Annotated in this window: 15 protein-coding genes and 4 pseudogenes; 7 read left to right on the plus strand and 12 right to left on the minus strand. The window is 68.4% G+C overall.

Going from position 1 to position 14,936, the window contains the following annotated elements:
• Positions 1-185: pseudogene (locus ACIBN2_RS46195) on the plus strand (hypothetical protein); the annotation flags it as partial.
• Here the strand turns inward: ACIBN2_RS46195 and ACIBN2_RS46200 are convergent.
• From ACIBN2_RS46200 to ACIBN2_RS46215, 4 genes are all read right to left on the minus strand, one after another.
• Positions 182-1,177 (minus strand): polyprenyl synthetase family protein, encoded by a 996-nt coding sequence (locus tag ACIBN2_RS46200; RefSeq protein WP_399143809.1) that lies wholly within the window; start codon positions 1,175-1,177, stop codon positions 182-184. The pseudogene ACIBN2_RS46195 and the gene ACIBN2_RS46200 overlap by 4 nt on opposite strands.
• Before the next feature lie 78 nt (positions 1,178-1,255).
• Complete coding sequence (locus ACIBN2_RS46205) at positions 1,256-2,110, minus strand: ABC transporter permease (RefSeq protein WP_399143810.1); 855 nt, start codon at positions 2,108-2,110, stop codon at positions 1,256-1,258.
• Positions 2,107-2,760: an ABC transporter ATP-binding protein gene (locus ACIBN2_RS46210; protein ID WP_399143811.1), complete on the minus strand. Its 654-nt coding sequence runs from the start codon at positions 2,758-2,760 to the stop codon at positions 2,107-2,109. Before ACIBN2_RS46210 ends, ACIBN2_RS46205 begins: the two co-directional genes overlap by 4 nt.
• Before the next feature lie 98 nt (positions 2,761-2,858).
• On the minus strand, positions 2,859-3,788 hold the full coding sequence (locus tag ACIBN2_RS46215; protein ID WP_399143812.1) for a squalene/phytoene synthase family protein: 930 nt from the start codon (positions 3,786-3,788) through the stop codon (positions 2,859-2,861).
• Positions 3,789-4,318: 530 nt separating this feature from the next.
• Here ACIBN2_RS46215 and ACIBN2_RS46220 point away from each other — a divergent pair.
• Entirely contained in the window at positions 4,319-4,846 is a 528-nt protein-coding gene (locus ACIBN2_RS46220) for an orotate phosphoribosyltransferase (RefSeq protein WP_399143813.1), read from the plus strand.
• Between the two features lie 11 nt (positions 4,847-4,857).
• Here the strand turns inward: ACIBN2_RS46220 and ACIBN2_RS46225 are convergent, their stop codons facing one another.
• Positions 4,858-5,103, minus strand: coding sequence for a hypothetical protein (locus ACIBN2_RS46225; RefSeq protein ID WP_399143814.1), 246 nt, complete (start codon positions 5,101-5,103; stop codon positions 4,858-4,860).
• Between ACIBN2_RS46225 and ACIBN2_RS46230 the strand changes: the two are divergent.
• The 4 genes and pseudogenes from ACIBN2_RS46230 to ACIBN2_RS46245 all read left to right on the plus strand — a co-directional run.
• Positions 5,090-5,356, plus strand: a pseudogene (locus ACIBN2_RS46230) (ATP/GTP-binding protein); the annotation flags it as partial. The gene ACIBN2_RS46225 and the pseudogene ACIBN2_RS46230 overlap by 14 nt on opposite strands.
• A 283-nt stretch (positions 5,357-5,639) precedes the next feature.
• Positions 5,640-5,843, plus strand: a complete 204-nt coding sequence (locus ACIBN2_RS46235) for a hypothetical protein (protein ID WP_399143840.1) — start codon at positions 5,640-5,642, stop codon at positions 5,841-5,843.
• A complete protein-coding gene (locus ACIBN2_RS46240) occupies positions 5,840-6,184 on the plus strand; it encodes a DUF6247 family protein (RefSeq protein WP_399143839.1) in 345 nt (114 codons plus the stop codon). Before ACIBN2_RS46235 ends, ACIBN2_RS46240 begins: the two co-directional genes overlap by 4 nt.
• A 29-nt stretch (positions 6,185-6,213) precedes the next feature.
• Positions 6,214-6,504 carry a hypothetical protein gene (locus ACIBN2_RS46245; RefSeq protein WP_399143815.1) on the plus strand — a complete coding sequence of 97 codons (291 nt, stop codon included), beginning with the start codon at positions 6,214-6,216 and terminating at the stop codon, positions 6,502-6,504.
• A 108-nt stretch (positions 6,505-6,612) separates the two neighbouring features.
• On the opposite strand, the pseudogene ACIBN2_RS46250 reads toward ACIBN2_RS46245, so the two are convergent.
• Positions 6,613-7,323, minus strand: a pseudogene (locus ACIBN2_RS46250) (MFS transporter); the annotation flags it as partial.
• 44 nt (positions 7,324-7,367) lie between these two features.
• Here ACIBN2_RS46250 and ACIBN2_RS46255 point away from each other — a divergent pair.
• Positions 7,368-8,204: pseudogene (locus ACIBN2_RS46255) on the plus strand (IS5 family transposase); the annotation flags it as partial.
• Between the two features lie 99 nt (positions 8,205-8,303).
• On the opposite strand, the gene ACIBN2_RS46260 reads toward ACIBN2_RS46255, so the two are convergent.
• From ACIBN2_RS46260 to ACIBN2_RS46285, 6 genes are read right to left on the minus strand one after another with little or no spacing between them, the layout of a single operon-like run.
• Entirely contained in the window at positions 8,304-9,257 is a 954-nt protein-coding gene (locus ACIBN2_RS46260; protein ID WP_399143816.1) for a formylglycine-generating enzyme family protein, read from the minus strand.
• A gap of 43 nt (positions 9,258-9,300) precedes the next feature.
• Positions 9,301-10,809 (minus strand): sulfatase-like hydrolase/transferase, encoded by a 1,509-nt coding sequence (locus tag ACIBN2_RS46265; RefSeq protein ID WP_399143817.1) that lies wholly within the window; start codon positions 10,807-10,809, stop codon positions 9,301-9,303.
• On the minus strand, positions 10,806-11,807 hold the full coding sequence (locus ACIBN2_RS46270; protein WP_399143818.1) for an aliphatic sulfonate ABC transporter substrate-binding protein: 1,002 nt from the start codon (positions 11,805-11,807) through the stop codon (positions 10,806-10,808). Before ACIBN2_RS46270 ends, ACIBN2_RS46265 begins: the two co-directional genes overlap by 4 nt.
• Positions 11,808-11,839: 32 nt before the next feature.
• Positions 11,840-12,673, minus strand: coding sequence for an ABC transporter ATP-binding protein (locus ACIBN2_RS46275; RefSeq protein ID WP_399143819.1), 834 nt, complete (start codon positions 12,671-12,673; stop codon positions 11,840-11,842).
• Positions 12,670-13,527, minus strand: coding sequence for an ABC transporter permease (locus ACIBN2_RS46280; protein WP_399143820.1), 858 nt, complete (start codon positions 13,525-13,527; stop codon positions 12,670-12,672). Before ACIBN2_RS46280 ends, ACIBN2_RS46275 begins: the two co-directional genes overlap by 4 nt.
• Positions 13,514-14,779, minus strand: coding sequence for an ROK family transcriptional regulator (locus tag ACIBN2_RS46285; RefSeq protein WP_399143821.1), 1,266 nt, complete (start codon positions 14,777-14,779; stop codon positions 13,514-13,516). The genes ACIBN2_RS46280 and ACIBN2_RS46285 overlap by 14 nt, the downstream gene beginning before the upstream one ends.
• Positions 14,780-14,936: the final 157 nt, after the last annotated feature.

Raw genomic sequence — 14,936 nt, forward strand, 5'->3', positions numbered from 1 at the left:
CGTGCAGATCCGGGCCCTGCACGCCTACCTGCGCTGGCGCAACGCGAACGCCCGCCACCGCAACGTCCTGGCCACCGAACGTAAGGAACGCGTCCACATCCGGCGAGAAAGCGATCCGCTGGGGCGCACGCCCGCTCATGGCGCAGCCTCAACGGCCCGGCGAACCTATGCGGTCAGAGCACTAGCGGGTCAGCGCGCTCAGCGCCTTGACGTGCGAACTGGGTGGGAGTGCGGCCAGTGTGTCGCGAGCGGTGGACGCATGGCTGTCGGCGGTGGCACGGGCCTGCGTAAGAGCACCGGTGCGACGGAGCAGGGTGCCGAGCTCGCGCTGCGCTGCGGGCGGTGTCTGGTCTGTCAGTAGGCGTTTGAGGGCCTGGTGGTCCGCGTCGTCTGCCAGGTTCAGGGCCAGCAGGATGGGCAGGGTGGGGCGGCGGTTGCGCAGGTCGCTGTCGCCGGGTTTGCTGCTGTGGCCGGCTTCGTCGTCGTAGGGCAGGAGATCGTCACGGATCTGGAAGGCGAGGCCCAGGTGTTCGCCGAAGGCGGCGAGCTTCTTGCGCTCGTCGGGTGCGGCGCCGGCCAGGATGGCTCCGACCTCGCAGGCGGCAGCGAGCATGACGGCGGTTTTTCGGCGGGCCATGGCCATGTAGGAGGCGATGTCGCTGTCGAAGGCGCCAGCGAGGGTGAGTTCGCTCGAGGCTCCCCGGCAGACCTCCATGCCGGCCCGGGCCTGGACAGCCATGGCGTCGCGGATCTGGCGGTCGCTGATGCCCCGGTCGCCGCATTCCGCGAGGCCGTTGAACAGCGCGAAGAACAGGGCGTTGCCGGCAACGATGGCTTGCTCGGGTCCGTAGCGGGTGTGGACGGCGGGTCGGCCGCGGCGCAGGGCGTCGTTGTCGAGGATGTCGTCGTGGAGGAGGCTGCCGGTGTGGGCGCATTCGAAGCCGACGGCGGCGGGCAGGACTTGGTGGAGGTCGGCTCCGAGGGCGAGTGCGCTGTGGCACAGCAGCAGCGGTCGCAGGAGCTTACTGGGGGCCTTGAGCGCGTAGTGGTGGATGGCGTCGAGGCCGGTCACGTCGTCGGGCCAGCGTGCGGCTACTTCGGCTTCAACGGCGGCGCGGACGTTGGCGGGGGACGCGAGCGGTGCCGTGCGCGCCGGGGGCAGCGCGAGTTCCGTCATGTACGGGGCCTCTCGGGGTCGGACCGAAGGTGGGGGCTTGGGCATATCGCGGTTCGTGGCACCGGGAAAAGGAGCCGACTACCTGCCTGCCGGGGTACCAGGATCCGCGACCACGACCGGCTGCGCGTCCTGCAGGTGCGCGACCGCGCTCATGGTGGGGTCGGTGGAGTGCTGGGGGCGGTGGGAGCGTGTTCCGAGGGCGAATGCGGTCATGCCGGCGGTGGCGGCCGCGGCGGCCCATCCGGCGCCGAGCAGGAGACTGCTCCAGGTCACCGACGACAATGAGCCGCCTGCCACGGCGCTCTGCATCGCTCCGTAGGCAGGCAGGTAGCGCATCACTGCGCTGTCGGCGTCGGGGTTGGAGATCGGGTTCTGCAGGAGCAGATCGATGAAGCTGATCATGATGACCAGGAACATGCCCGCCAGCTCGCTGCGCAGGACCACGGCCAGGACGATGCCGATGCCCCCGTAGATCAGTGCCCCGGTGAACAGCCCGGCAGCGAACAGCGGCAGTTGCCGGGGCTGCCAGAACAGGTGCATCCAGGAGGTGGCGTAGGCAGCGACCGCTGCGGCCACCAGCACGAGGGCGCTGATCTTGGCCAGGGCCAGGCACAGGCGCGGGTAGCCGGCCAGAGCCAGGCGCCGGTCGAAGGGCGCGGAGCGGGCGGTAGCCACGAACATCATGAACCCCACGATCAGCGCCAGGGCCTGGAGCGCTCCGGTGATCTGGGTGAGGACGTTGCCGTCCATGGTCACCGCCCGGCCAGCGGGGCGGACGTAGAAGCGGACCGGCAGCCGGGTCACCACCTCGAAGGCCAGTGTGGTCCACACGGGCACGAAGACGACCACGATCACCAGCGCCAGCCGGTTGCGCGCCTGTTCCAGCAGCGTGAAGCGCATCGCTGTGCCGAAGTACCTCCACCACCGCTTCATACCGTCACCGCCGGCGAGGTGCTGTTGACGCTGACGCGGTCGGTTTCGTGCAGGGTTCCGTCCTGCAGCCGGTAGAGGATGTCCAGGCGTTCGGCGTCGTAGGCGAGGTGGGAAACCACCAGGACCGCGCAGCCGCGGTCGCGCAGACTGGCGGCCAGATCCCAAAACCGCAGGTAGGTCTCCCAGTCGAAGCCCTGGTACGGCTCGTCCAGGAGCAGGACGTGCGGGTCGTGCATCAGGGCCACCACCAGGTTCAGTTTCTGCCGGGTGCCGCCGCTGAGCGTGTCCAGGCGCGCGTGACGGTAGTCGGAGCAGTGCAGCAGCTCCAGCAGCTCATGAGCCCGGTGCAGACTGTCCAGGCCGTAGGCGACCTGGAAGAACCGCAGATGCTGTTCCACGGTGAACGCGTCGTGCAGCACGGTCTCCTGCGGGCAATGGCCCAACACACCCCGGTGCTCGACCGTGCCCGCGTCCATCGGCAGGTCGCCCACCAGGATCTTCAGCAGCGTGCTCTTGCCGGCTCCGTTCTCGCCCACGATGCCGGCCAGCTGGCCGGGAAACAGCTCCAGTGACACCCCGCGCAGAACAGGGCGACGACGGTAGCCCTTGCGGACGTCGCGCATCCGCAGCACAGGTCCGGTAGATCTCATCTCAACGTTTCCTTCTACGTCGCGCCGGCCTGAAGGCAGGGCGCGTCCGGCACCCGACCCCGACGAGCGGGCGGATGCTGCGTGGGGCTTCGTCTTCGTCAGGGTTGGGGTGAAGACAGCTGGGCGGGTGTGTCCGTCCTGTCGTCGCTGGAGGGGCGCTGGCTGGGCAGAGCCGGACGGCGGGAGCGGGCGACCAGGCGTAGACACGTCAGCGGGTCCTCGCGCACCGGTCGACGTGTCGCAGCGGCGCCCGCGGCCATGACCTGGTCCAGACGGTGGTCGTAGAGGCCGAGGAGGCATCGGACCACCGGCCGGTAGGCATCAGGCACTTCATCGACCGTGCGCCGCGCCGCGGTGAGCGTGGCCCGTGCCCGGCCGGCTGTCTCCGAGATCAAGGCCCTTACACCGAGAGTGTCCCGGCCCGCCTCCAGATCGGCGCGGCTGACACCGTGACGGTCGAGGTCGGCCAGGGGCAGCGTCAGGCGCCCGCTGCGCACGTCCTCGGCCAAGTCGGTCAGGAAGTCCACGCGCTGAAGCCCGTCAGCCACCAGACGGCAGGAGGCCGCGAAGTCCTCATCGGCCACCAGATGCGGCGTCAGCCCGGTGCTCAGCATCAGGCCGGGCCACGTCAACGTCTCGACGTAGCGCTGGTAGTCGTCCTCGTCAGTGAACCCAGGGAACTCCAGGTCGATCCGCGTGCCCGCCAGGTACGCATCTGCCCACCGGCGGGGCAGCCCGTACGCGTGGGCGGAATGCAGATAGGCCCGCAGTAAGGGGTGACTTGAGGTGCCGGTGTCCAGCGCCGACTGGACGTGCCCGGACCACGCCTCAAAGCGCTTCCTGCGGCCGCAGACGGGACCTCGGTCGCAGACATCGTCGGTGAACGCGAGCATCGTTGCCCCGGCAAGAGCATGCGGCTGGAACTCGGGAGGCGTCAGCAGCCGCACCGCGCCCCACATGGCAACCTCCCGGCGCCGCAGGTACCGCGCTGCCGCCGTGTAGTCGGACCGCAGGCCCTGAGCGTGCACTCCGGCCGCATCAAGACAACGCCGCCACGAGCGCATACAGACTCCTCAAAAGCCACCCTCGACAGCTCGAACAGCCGCCACACGATCAAGAACGACACGCCACCGGAGAGGACACCCTCCCGTGAACACGCCGCTCAGGCGCAACACGCGGCGGCCGTCCTGCCCGCTGAACCAGTCCGGCCATTTCGTCACCCCACGAGCCGCATTTCGTCGGTTCCCCTGTGACCGGGCCGGGTGTGGGGCTGCTCGCCCCGCGGGCGAATACTGCAACCTTCGAATACCGACGCTCCACCAATGGCAGCGCGAGACGACTGTTGCGCGACGCGTTGGATGAGTACGACGGCGTCACTGTCGTTGATGACGTGCGGATGTGGAATGACCCCTGCGGCCGCAGGCCGCAGGGGTCATTGGTGTTCACGGTGTCGGCTTCGTGCTCATGGTGTCGGGATGGAGAGCGGCGGTCCATGGCTTGGTTCCGTGGAGGGAGCCGGTGTCCTGGCGGGGAAGGGCGGCTGGAAGACTGGACGCCTGTGACACATTCTGATCTTGCTCGCCGTATCCATGCTGCCTCTCATCTGACGGGGCGTTTCACGCTTCGGTCCGGACGTACTGCCACGGAGTACTTCGACAAGTACCGGTTCGAGGGCGACCCGGTCCTGCTGGATGAGATCGCCCGGCAGATGGTTCCGCTGGTGCCCTCTGGCACCGAGGTCCTGGCTGGCCTGGAGATGGGCGGCATCCCGGTGGTGACCGCGCTCGGCCGACACACGGGTCTGCCCTGCGCGTTCGTGCGCAAGCAGGCCAAGCTCTATGGCACCTGCCGTCTCGCCGAAGGCGCCGAGGTCGAGGGCCGTCGGGTGCTGGTCGTTGAGGATGTGGTCACCAGCGGCGGACAGATCGTGCTGTCGACCGCGGACCTGCGTGGTCTGGGGGCTCAGGTTTTTGAGGCTCTGTGCGTGATTGACCGTGAGCAAGGCGGCGCCGGTGCCCTCGCGGCCGAGGGCATCGGGCTGTTGTCGCTACTGACGGCCGGAGATCTGCGGGCCGCTGCCGCCTGATCGGCGGGCGGTCACTCTGTCGCGTGTGTCTCGGTGATGGCCAGGCGGATGGAGGACTCGTCGACGATGCTCTTCTCGTCGGCGAACGCGGCGATGAGGGACTGGAGGGCGATGTTGTTGACCGAGCGAGGCAGGCCGCGGCTGGTGCGGTGGATCAGGTCGACGGCGTCGTCGGAGAACAGCGGGTCCGACCGGCCGGCGATCGTCAGGTGGTGCTTGATGTAGCTGGCGGTCTCCTCCTTGAACGTCGAGACCACCCTGGACCTGCTCGACGACCAGGAAATGCACCACCGCACCCTGTGGCTGGCCGTCCCCCTGCAGACGGACACAGGTCGCCTGCAGGTGTCGGCCTCGCTCGGCGCGGCGTGGGCGGAACTGTCGCCGCTGCTGGGCCTGCGCCCGGCGCCGGTGGCCCGACGGGAGACGACCGCCTACCGCGAGCAGGCCACCCGCATGGAGGCCACACTCACCGGCGGCATCACCTTCCGCCCCGCCCGCCCCGCGGAGATGCGGCCCCGACCGGACGCGACCGCCCGCCATCACCCGGCACGCCGCCCCTGCATGACGTGCCGGGACTCCTCACTGACGCAGGTAGCGCTGCTGCTGTCCCGGGCGCAGATCTCACCCCTACGCGACTACTCGATCACGCTCTCGGGCACCCTAAATAACAACTCTCAACTTGAAAATAACTGGGCTGTGGCGCATTGTGGGGGGCATGGCCGAAGTCCCCCAGACCCGAGCCCGGCAGGCAGAACTGACCGCTGCGCAAAAACGGACGCTGCAGCATGCCCAGATGGCCGTGGACAAGGCCGTGCGGTCTGCCGACCTCAAGCGCGAGGCGTTCGCCGACACCGCCGCCCAGATCGCCCTCGATCTGGGCCGAGGAGGCGCCTCCGCCGTCGCTCGGCACTTCGGCTGGACTCCTCAGTACGTCTCGGCCCTCGTCGCCGCCTACAAGGCCAAGCAGGCACCGCGGGAAGGGAGCGCGGCAGCATGAGCCAGCCCGTCCACCATCCTCCGGCCCTTCCGCCGATGCCCGACCGGACACCGAAGGCGTTGCGCGCAGCCATCGCCGAGCACGCTCCAGCGCTACTGGACGACTTCGATGCCCACTGGAAGCGCGCGATCGGTGACGCTTTCGACCTAGGGCCGGTCCCCGCGTTCCTCGCCCTGTGGTGGACCGAGTACGCCGTAGCGCGCGATCCCGAACTCGACCGGCGTGTCAGCGCGCTGGAGGAACAGGCCGTCGAGGCGAGGGACAACGAGACCGCCATGGCCCTGCTGGAGGAAGCCACGCGACTGCGCCGCAGGGCCGGGATGGCGGAACCCGGCCAGTGACCGATGAGTTCATGGGGCCGCCATGGCAAATGGACTGGGTAGCCACCGCCGAGGACGTACGCGCGAGCCTTCCCGACCACGTCCAGGCCCAGCTCGCCGCCGTCCGCGCCGAGCTGGTAACCGTACCCGACCCCTACTTCCGCGGCATCGAGACCCTGCCCGATCTTCCCGAAGGCTGCTGGATCGTGCCGGTCAGGTCGACTGCACCAAAGGGTGCGCACCTGTGCCACTTCGACAGCGGCCGCGGCTGGATGCGATACGTCTTCATCCCCCGCTCGGCGGACCCACAGATCATCGTGGAAGAGCTGTTCTGGCAATAGCCCCTAGCCACACGACCACCGCACACGGCCGGTCACCGGCCCGCCACGCGACTCGAAGCGCCCGGCGAGCGTGCAGTTGACGAAGCCGGCGGACGCCTGGGGGGCAGTTCACGCAGTTCGCCGCGCGCTGAGGTCAGGGCTCTGCTGCGGCACGGGCGTGGGTGTCGGCCGGGACCTCGCCAGCCACAGTCCGGTGCACACCGCGGTGGCCAGGGTGACGGCTCCGGCCACGGCGAAGGCGCTGTCGAGACCGGCCTCGAAGGAGGCGCCGCCGGACTGCCGGGCGCAGACCACGGCTCCGCGCACAGCCACACCGAGCACCGCGCCGATCTGCCGCGTGGTGCTGCTGATGCCCGAAGCGAGGCCGCCCTCCTGCGGGTCGACCGCCTGGATAGCGGCGCCGGTCAGCGGGGACATGGTCAGGGCGAAGCCGACGCCGACCATGGCGAGCCGCCACCACACATTCGCGTAACTGGTGCCGGCGTGCACCCCGCCCCAGCGTGAGGAGACCGAGCCCGGCCAGGGCCAGGCCGCTGGTGACGACGGACCGGTAGCCGTACCTGGCGGCGAGGCGGCCCGCGTAGGGCCTGACGACGACCATGGCGAGGGTAGCGGGCAGGGTCTGCAGTCCGGCCCGCAGGATCGAGCCGCCCCGGACGTCCACGAAGAACTGCGAGAAGAAGAATGACGAGCCCATGAGCGCGAACCCACCACAATCATGGCGGAGTTGGAGACGGTAAACAGCCGTTGACGGAACAGGCCCGGCGGCAGCATCGGTGCGGGGTGCCGCTGCTCTACGGCGAGGAAAACGCCCAGCAGCAGCAGAAGCGCACCTGCCGCCGCATCCATGATCACGCTACGGCGTGAGCCAGCGGAAGCCGTACCCCAGCGACCTGTCCGACGCCCGATGGGCCTTAATCGAGCCGACGTTGACGGCCTGGAGAAAGGCCCGGCTCGACCGCAGGCCCACCGGGCAGCCGGCCAAGGTCGACCTGCGCGACGTATTCAACGCACTCCTCTACATCAACCGCACCGGAATCCCCTGGAAATACCTCCCGCACGACTTCCCCAACCACGGCACCGTCTACGCCTACTACGCCGCCTGGCGCGACGAGGGAATCCTCGCCCAGCTCAACCACGATCTGACCGGCCTGGCCCGCGTGAAGGAAGGACGCAAGCCCGAACCGACCGCTTCCGTGATCGACACCCAGAGCGTGAAGACCTCCACCAACGTGCCCCTGACCAGCCAGGGAACCGACGCCGCGAAGAAGATCGTGGGCCGCAAGCGAGGCATCCTCACCGACACGATCGGACTCATCCTCGCCGTGACCGTCACCGCCGCGAGCCTGTCCGAGAACGCCGTCGGAATCCAGCTCCTCGACCAAGCCAAGAAGGCCTACCCGACCATCTCCAAGAGCTGGGTCGACACCGGCTTCAAGAACGCCGCCATCGAGCACGGCGCCAGCCTCGGAATCGACGTCGAAGTCGTCAACAGAAACCCAGGAGTTCGCGGCTTCCACGTCGTCAAAAGGCGCTGGGTTGTCGAACGAAGTATTGGTTGGATCATGCTGCACCGGCGCCTCGCCCGAGACTACGAAACCCTGCCCGCCAGCTACGAGGCCATGATCCACGTCGCCTCGATCGACAACCTCACCAAGCGCATAACGGACGAGACGACACCCACCTGGCGAGGAACTTACTTGGAGATAAAGGGCAATCCACCTAGATCAAACGCCCTCTTACAGTCCCCTGCCCGGCCCACGGGTCGGGTGCCCCTCAACAAGATCTTCATCAGTCTTCTATGCGTCGTTGGCGCACCGGAAGCCAAGGTTCCCGGCAGATGAGTCCGGTGTGTTCGAGGAACGGGCGGCCACCCGATATCGGTTGCAGTACGAGTCGTGGCAGAGATAAGAGCCTCCGCGCAGCACGCGCGTCGTGCCCGCCTCGGGCCCGCGCGGGTCGTCGACCGGTGCCTGTGCGTAATACATGGGCGAGAACCAGTCGGCGCACCATTCCCATACATTGCCCGCGGTGTTCCACAGCCCGTAGCCGTTGGGCCGGTAGGACCTGACCGGTGCGGTGGTCAGGTAGCCGTCCTCGGCGGTGTTGTGGTCGGGAAACCGGCCCTGCCAGATGTTGCAGCGCCAGCGGCCGTCCGGGGCGAGTTCATCGCCCCAGGCGTAGCGCCGGCCCGCCAGACCGCCGCGGGCTGCGAATTCCCACTCGGCCTCCGTGGGCAGCCGTTTACCCGCCCACTGGGCGTATGCCGTCGCATCGTTGAAGGAGACGTGGACGACCGGGTGGTTGCGGCGGTCCGCGATGCCGGAGCGAGGCCCGTCCGGGCAGCGCCAGTGCGCGCCTCGCACGTTGATCCACCACGGGGTCCCGGCGGCTCTGCCGAGCAGATCGGCCGGTGCCGCGTCGACGGCGAGGTGGAAGACGGCGGAGGAGCCGTAGCGCTCGGCGTCGGTCACGTGCCCGGTGGCCTTGACGAACGCGGCGAACTGGGCGTTGGTGATCGCGGTCTCGTCGATGTGGAAGGGCTTCAGACGCACCTGGTGGACGGGACCCTCCCCATCGGCGGGATACCCCTCCCCGAAGGCGTCCCCCATCGCGAATTCGCCGCCCGGTAGGCGGACTTGTCCCTTGGTGGACCGCAGCCGCACAGCCTGCGTCGGCGGCTCGGCCCGGGCCGGCACGGCGCTGACAGTCGTGGCGGTCGGCGTACAACAGGGGCGGTGGTCGCTGGTCATTCTCGGTCCTCGTTCTGCGGCTCCCGTCCGGCGGGCCGGCCGGCTAGGGCTGGTAGGTGGACTCGTCGAGCCCGCTGAGTGTCGGGTCGTGCCCCACCTCGCCGATGTCGTACATCGACGTCATCCAGTGATAGAAGTTGTCGCCGCGCTCGCGCAGCACGTCATAGAGTCGGCGCATCATCCGGCTGCAGACCTCGGCCCGTTCCGGGTGCTCGTAGACGTTCTGCAGCTCGTCCGGATCGGTGTGCAGGTCGTACAGCTCGTTCACCGAGTCCGGGTTGACCACCAGCTTGTAGCGGTCCTCGCGCAGCATCCGCTGTGGATACGGGAAGTGGTGGCCGTGGAACTCGCAGACGATGTCCTCGTCCCACTCCGGGTCCTCGCCGCGCACCAGCGGCAGCAGACTGCGCGAGTCGAGCGCCGGCTTCGGGTCGATGCCCGCGAGCTCCAGGATGGTCGCCGTGCAGTCGAGCAGGCTCACGAACTCCGAGCGCACCAGCCCGGCGGGCGCGCCCGGGACCCGCAGCAGCCCAGGAGTGCGGTAGATGTCCTCATACATCGCGGGGCCCTTGTCGTGCAGCCGGTGGGAGCCCGTGAATTCGCCGTGGTCACAGGTGAAGAACACCGCCGTGTCGTCGGCCAGGCCGAGCCGCTGCATCGCGTCCATGACGCGGCCGATCTGCCGGTCGATCAGCGCGACATAGCCCCAGTAGACGGCGATGAGCTTGCGGGTCGTCTCGATCGGCATGGTGTCGAAGGTCCAGTGCGCGCTGTAGTTGCGCTGCACCGGCGGCTTGCCTTGGAACGTCTCGGAGACGGACTTGGGCAGTTCGACGTCCGCCGGGTCCACGAGGTCGAAGTACTCGTCGGGGAGGATGTACGGCAGATGCGGCCCGTAGAAGTGCAGGGCGAGGAAGAAGGGCTGCTTGCGCTCGCGGTAGTCGGCCGCGTACTTCTCGAGGTGCTCGATGGTCCGTGTGGCTAGGTAGTACTCGAAAGTGGCCTCCACAGGCTGGTGCAGTCGCGCGGCAAGCAGATTGCCGGGACCTCCGTTGGGGAGAGTGCCGCGGATACGGTCGCTGATCTCGTACGGCGGGAGCCCGCGCTCATCGAGATATGCGAGGTAGTCGGGGTTGTCCACCGGGTTGTGCCAGCCGGGCAGTTCGGGCCCGTCGAAGCCGTAGTCGGCAGCGGTGCGCCGATTGCCGGCGTGCCACTTGCCGATGAGGCCGGTGTTGTAGCCCTCTTCGCGCAGGGCCCCCGAGAAGGTGAACTGGCCCTCGGGAAGGTCCTCGAGATAGCCGACGTTGCGCTCATGGTTGGCGAGGACCCGGTGGCGGAACGGCGCCTGACCGGTGAGCAGGCTTGCGCGGGCGGGGGTGCAGATCGCGGTGGGGGTGTACCAGCGGTCGAACCGGGTGCCGGTGGCGGCGAGTTCATCGAGAACCGGCGTGCGCGCCAAGGCGTTTCCGTACGCGCCGAGTGTGTCCACGCGATGCTGATCGGTCATCAGGAAGAGGATGTTCTTCCGGTCGCTGCGGGACTCGTTCACTTGCCGGCCTCCATGAAGAGGTGGCTGGTGTAGTACGACTTCGGGTCGACGGGCTGCTTGAGTTTGCCCGCCTCGACGAAGTAGTCGTTCATGCCCTTGAGCCACTTGTCGACGGTGCCGTCCTTGGTCAGGGCATCGAGCTCGTCGACGCCGAGCAGCTTGTTGTTGGCGGCGTCGGCCTTCACCTGGTCCACGGGGATCTTCAGCTTGGCGGCGGTGAGACGGATGGCTTCGTCGGTGTGCTGGGCGCGGAAGTCGATGGCCTCGCGCAGCACGGCGAGGACCTTCTTGACCTTGTCAGGATGCTCCTTGACCAGCTTGTTGCCGGCCACGAAGGCGGTGGGGAAGGAGACCTCGTCCTTGAAGTCGCTGTTCTTGGCGAGCTCGACAAGGCCGGGGACCTGCTTCTTGATGGTGGCCGCCGCCGGGTACCAGAAGCCCGCCGCGTCGACCTTCTTGGAGGAGACTGCGGCCACGATCGTCGACGGGTCCATGGGGACGGCCTTGATGTCGCTCTTGGTCATCCCCGCCTTCTTCAGGGCGAGCGTGAGAATCATGTCGCCGGAGGTGCCCTCGGGTACGGCGACGGTCTTTCCCTTGAGCTGCTGCATGGAGTTGATGCCGGGCTGGGCGATGACCCGGTCGGAGTCGCCGAGGGTGTTGAGGGCGATCACCTTGGCCTTGCCGGAGGCGGGCAGCCACATGGCGCCCGGGCCTATGTAGCCGAAGTCGAGGTTGTCGGTGCCCAGTGCCTGGATCTGGAGCGGGCCGTTGGTGAAGACCTTGCTGTCGGCCTTCAGGCCGTGCTTCTTCCACAGTCCCTTGGCGTCGGCGATGGCGATCAGGCTGGCGCCGTTGAAGTCGCCGATGTAGCCGAAGCGCACCGTGTCGCCGCCCCCGCCGCCGGCCGAACCGCTGCCGCAGGCCGTCAGCAGAGCCATCGTCGCAATGCCCGCGGCGCCGGCGAAGAGGTGTCTGCGGGTGAGGGTGGGTGCCATGATGATCGTTCCCTTTCGGATCAGGTGGTGGCTCAGTGGGTGGCGGCGAGGCCGGCGGTCGCGCCGACCTGGTGGTACACGGAGTGCCATACGCGGTTGCGCAGCCGGGCGAACTCGCCGCTGAGGCGGAAGTCCTCGTCGCGTTCGACCGCGGGGACGTCGATGACGTCGTAGATCCGTCCGGGGCGGGATGCCATGACGATCACGCGATTGGCCAGGAAGACGGCCTCGTCGACGTCGTGGGTGATGAACAGGACGGTGCGTTTGTCCTGGCTCCAGGTGTCGAGGAGCTGTTCCTGCAGCTTGACGCGGGTGAGTGCGTCCAGGGCTCCGAAGGGTTCGTCCATCAGCAGGATCGAGGGGCCTACGGCGTAGGCGCGGGCGATGGCGCAGCGCTGGCGCATGCCGCCGGACAGCGTCTTGGGCAGGGCGTCGGCGAATCGCTCAAGACCCACCAGCTTGATGAAGTGCTCGGCGCGCCTTCGGCGTTCGTCCTTCGCCATGCCCATGGTGCGCAGCCCGAACTCGACGTTCTGGCGCACGGTGAGCCAGGGGAAGAGCGCGTACTGCTGGAAGATCACCCCACGTTCGGGGCCGGGTCCGCTGACCTCTTCGCCGTCCACGAGTGCCAGGCCCTCGGTCGGGGTCTCCAGGCCGGCGAGGATGTTCATCAGGGTGCTCTTGCCACAGCCCGAGGGGCCGACGACGGTGACGAACTCGTTGTCCGCGATGTCGAGCGAGACGTCGTCGAGCGCGGTGAAGGTCTCGCGGCCCAGGGCAAAGGTCTTGGTGACGCCGCGGACGGAGATCTTCGCGGGCTTGGGCTCCGTGGCAGGCTTTGCTGTCCCGGCGTGCTTGTCGGTCATCGGCGTTCCTGCCATCCGGTGAGCTTGCGTTCGGCGAGGAGCAGGACCCGGTCCATGAGCAGGCCGAGGATCCCGATCGAGATGAGCCCGACGAAGATGGTCGGGAGGTCGTAATAGAGCTGGGCGTTCTGCATGCGGTAGCCGAGCCCCTGCTGGGCGGCGATCAGCTCCGCGGCCACGAGCGTGGCCCAGGCGGAGCCGAGCCCGACCCGCATGCCGACGAGGATGAACGGCGTGGAGGCCGGCACCACGACCCGGGCGAAGATCCTGCCGTCCTTGGCGCCGAGCACCCGAGCTGCGTTGATCAGTGTGCGGTCGACGTTCACCACGCCCTGGTAGGTGGAGATCACACAGGCCAGGAACGCGGCGAGGAAGATCACGAAGATCTTGGGTGTCTCGTCGATCCCCATGACCACGATGGCCAGCGGGATGATCGCAAGCGGCGGGATCGTACGGAAGAACTGGATCCAGGGCTCGATGAGCGCACGGGCAGTGGCGTACCAGCCCATCAGGAAGCCGACGGGTATCGCCACCGCGGTGCCGAGCACGAAGCCGATCACCACTCGTGTCAGAGAAGCGAGTACGTCGTCGGCAAGCGTGCCGTCGCTGATCAGTGCGCCGGCCCGGGAGACGACCTCCGGTGGGGTCGGCAGCTTGAATCCGGTGGCGGCCAGGGCCCACCACAGGGCGATTCCGAGGACCACGGACAGAGCGTTGAGCACAAGTGCTCGCCTCTGATTGCGCTTACCGGACGGCGTCCTGGCGGACTTGGCTGCTGCGCCCGACGGCGCCTCGGGCGTCGTGTCGGACAGGGCATCCGTTGGGTTGGCACCCTGCTGGTCAAGTACGTGCATGGGCGGTTCTTTCTGTGATGGAGTCGGGTGCATCCGTACGGCCCTTCACATCAGCGATTTCGGGGTACTTCGCAAGCAGCGGGGAACTGTGGAAGACCGCCGCGAGCGCACCGAGCGCTCCGTCCTCGTCCGAAAGACGGGCGGCCTCGACCACAGGTCCGGCCGACGCGGTGGGGAAGAGTTCGGCGGCGAGGGTGGCGGCGACCTGTTCCACGATCACCGGGGCGAGCCTGGTGATCTCCCCGCCGATGACCACCTTCGCCGGGTTCAGCGCCATCGTGGCCGCGCCGACGACCCGGCCGAGCGCCGCCGCGGCCTCGCGCAGCACCCTGTCCACCACGGGATGAGCGCGGGACACCGCGCCCGCAAGGGCGCCCAGGTCTTCCAGGGGAAGGCCGAACTCCCAGCATTTGGCAAGGATTCCGGGCACCGAGACGACGGTCTCCAGACAGCCGCGCTTGCCGCACCGGCAAGGCCGGCCCGCCGGATCGACGGTGACGTGCCCCAGTTCACCCGCCAGCCCTCCGGATCCGGTGACCAGCTGACCGCCGACGACCAAGCCGCCGCCGACACCGTCCGAGAGGCGTACGTACACCAGGTCGGCGACGCTCGTCGCGCCGCTGATCGCCTCGGCGAGTGCGGCGAGGCGGGTGTTGTTGTCGATGATCACGGGTGCGTCGAAGCGTGCGGCGAAGGCGGTGTCGACGCCTTCGGGTGCCGGGCGCAGCACGGGGGCACCGGCCGAGGCCCGCGGCCAGGGCGCGCCCCGGGGCGCCGGGTAAGGGCCGGGGACGCCGATGCCGATGCCCTGCAGCGCGCCGTAGTGGACGCCCGCCTCGGCGCTCAGCCGGTCGAGCAGGGAGAGTGCGAGCTCCAGGCGTACGGGCCAGGAGGCCGAGTCCTCGTAGCGTACGGAGCCCGAGACCATGATCTCGTGGGAGGCGTCGGCGACCGCCACATGGACCCGTCGGTGCCCGAAGTCGACCCCCATGAACTGCGCGGACGCCGGGTCGAGGGCGAGGCGTTCGGCCGGGCGGCCGCTGCCCGCGCGCCGGGCGGCGTCGGTGTCGACGACGACGATGGCGCCGCGCTGCAGCAGGCTTCCGACGATGTCGGACAGCGTGGTGCGGGACAGGCCCACGACCCGGGCTATCTCTCCCCGGCTCAGGGCGCCGTTCTCCTGCAGGGCACGCAGGACGCAGTCCTCATGGGTCCGTCTGACCAGGGCGTGCACTCCGGTGGGCATCTGCATGCCGGTCAACGTAGGCAGGCTTGAATATTCCGTCAACAGTCCGACAGAATTATCCGACGGTAGACCGCGGATCCAGTACAGGTGCGGCCCGCACCGTAGTGGACCGGCTCATGTCATCCGGATTATTCATCCGGACTGTTGACACAAAAGAGCGGGC

It is taken from the genome of Streptomyces sp. NPDC050534 (genome assembly GCF_044457745.1).
Lineage (GTDB): Bacteria > Actinomycetota > Actinomycetes > Streptomycetales > Streptomycetaceae > Streptomyces.

What these genes read in the sequence shown, in the direction of transcription:
- ACIBN2_RS46200 (WP_399143809.1), bottom strand. Translation starts at nt 1,177, where the DNA reads ATGACGGAACTCGCGCTGCCCCCGGCGCGCACGGCACCGCTCGCGTCC.
- ACIBN2_RS46205 (WP_399143810.1), bottom strand. Translation starts at nt 2,110, where the DNA reads ATGAAGCGGTGGTGGAGGTACTTCGGCACAGCGATGCGCTTCACGCTG.
- ACIBN2_RS46210 (WP_399143811.1), bottom strand. Translation starts at nt 2,760, where the DNA reads ATGAGATCTACCGGACCTGTGCTGCGGATGCGCGACGTCCGCAAGGGC.
- ACIBN2_RS46235 (WP_399143840.1), top strand. Translation starts at nt 5,640, where the DNA reads ATGGCCGTGGACAAGGCCGTGCGGTCTGCCGACCTCAAGCGCGAGGCG.
- ACIBN2_RS46240 (WP_399143839.1), top strand. Translation starts at nt 5,840, where the DNA reads ATGAGCCAGCCCGTCCACCATCCTCCGGCCCTTCCGCCGATGCCCGAC.
- ACIBN2_RS46245 (WP_399143815.1), top strand. Translation starts at nt 6,214, where the DNA reads ATGGACTGGGTAGCCACCGCCGAGGACGTACGCGCGAGCCTTCCCGAC.
- ACIBN2_RS46260 (WP_399143816.1), bottom strand. Translation starts at nt 9,257, where the DNA reads ATGACCAGCGACCACCGCCCCTGTTGTACGCCGACCGCCACGACTGTC.
- ACIBN2_RS46270 (WP_399143818.1), bottom strand. Translation starts at nt 11,807, where the DNA reads ATGGCACCCACCCTCACCCGCAGACACCTCTTCGCCGGCGCCGCGGGC.
- ACIBN2_RS46275 (WP_399143819.1), bottom strand. Translation starts at nt 12,673, where the DNA reads ATGACCGACAAGCACGCCGGGACAGCAAAGCCTGCCACGGAGCCCAAG.
- ACIBN2_RS46280 (WP_399143820.1), bottom strand. Translation starts at nt 13,527, where the DNA reads ATGCACGTACTTGACCAGCAGGGTGCCAACCCAACGGATGCCCTGTCC.
- ACIBN2_RS46285 (WP_399143821.1), bottom strand. Translation starts at nt 14,779, where the DNA reads ATGCAGATGCCCACCGGAGTGCACGCCCTGGTCAGACGGACCCATGAG.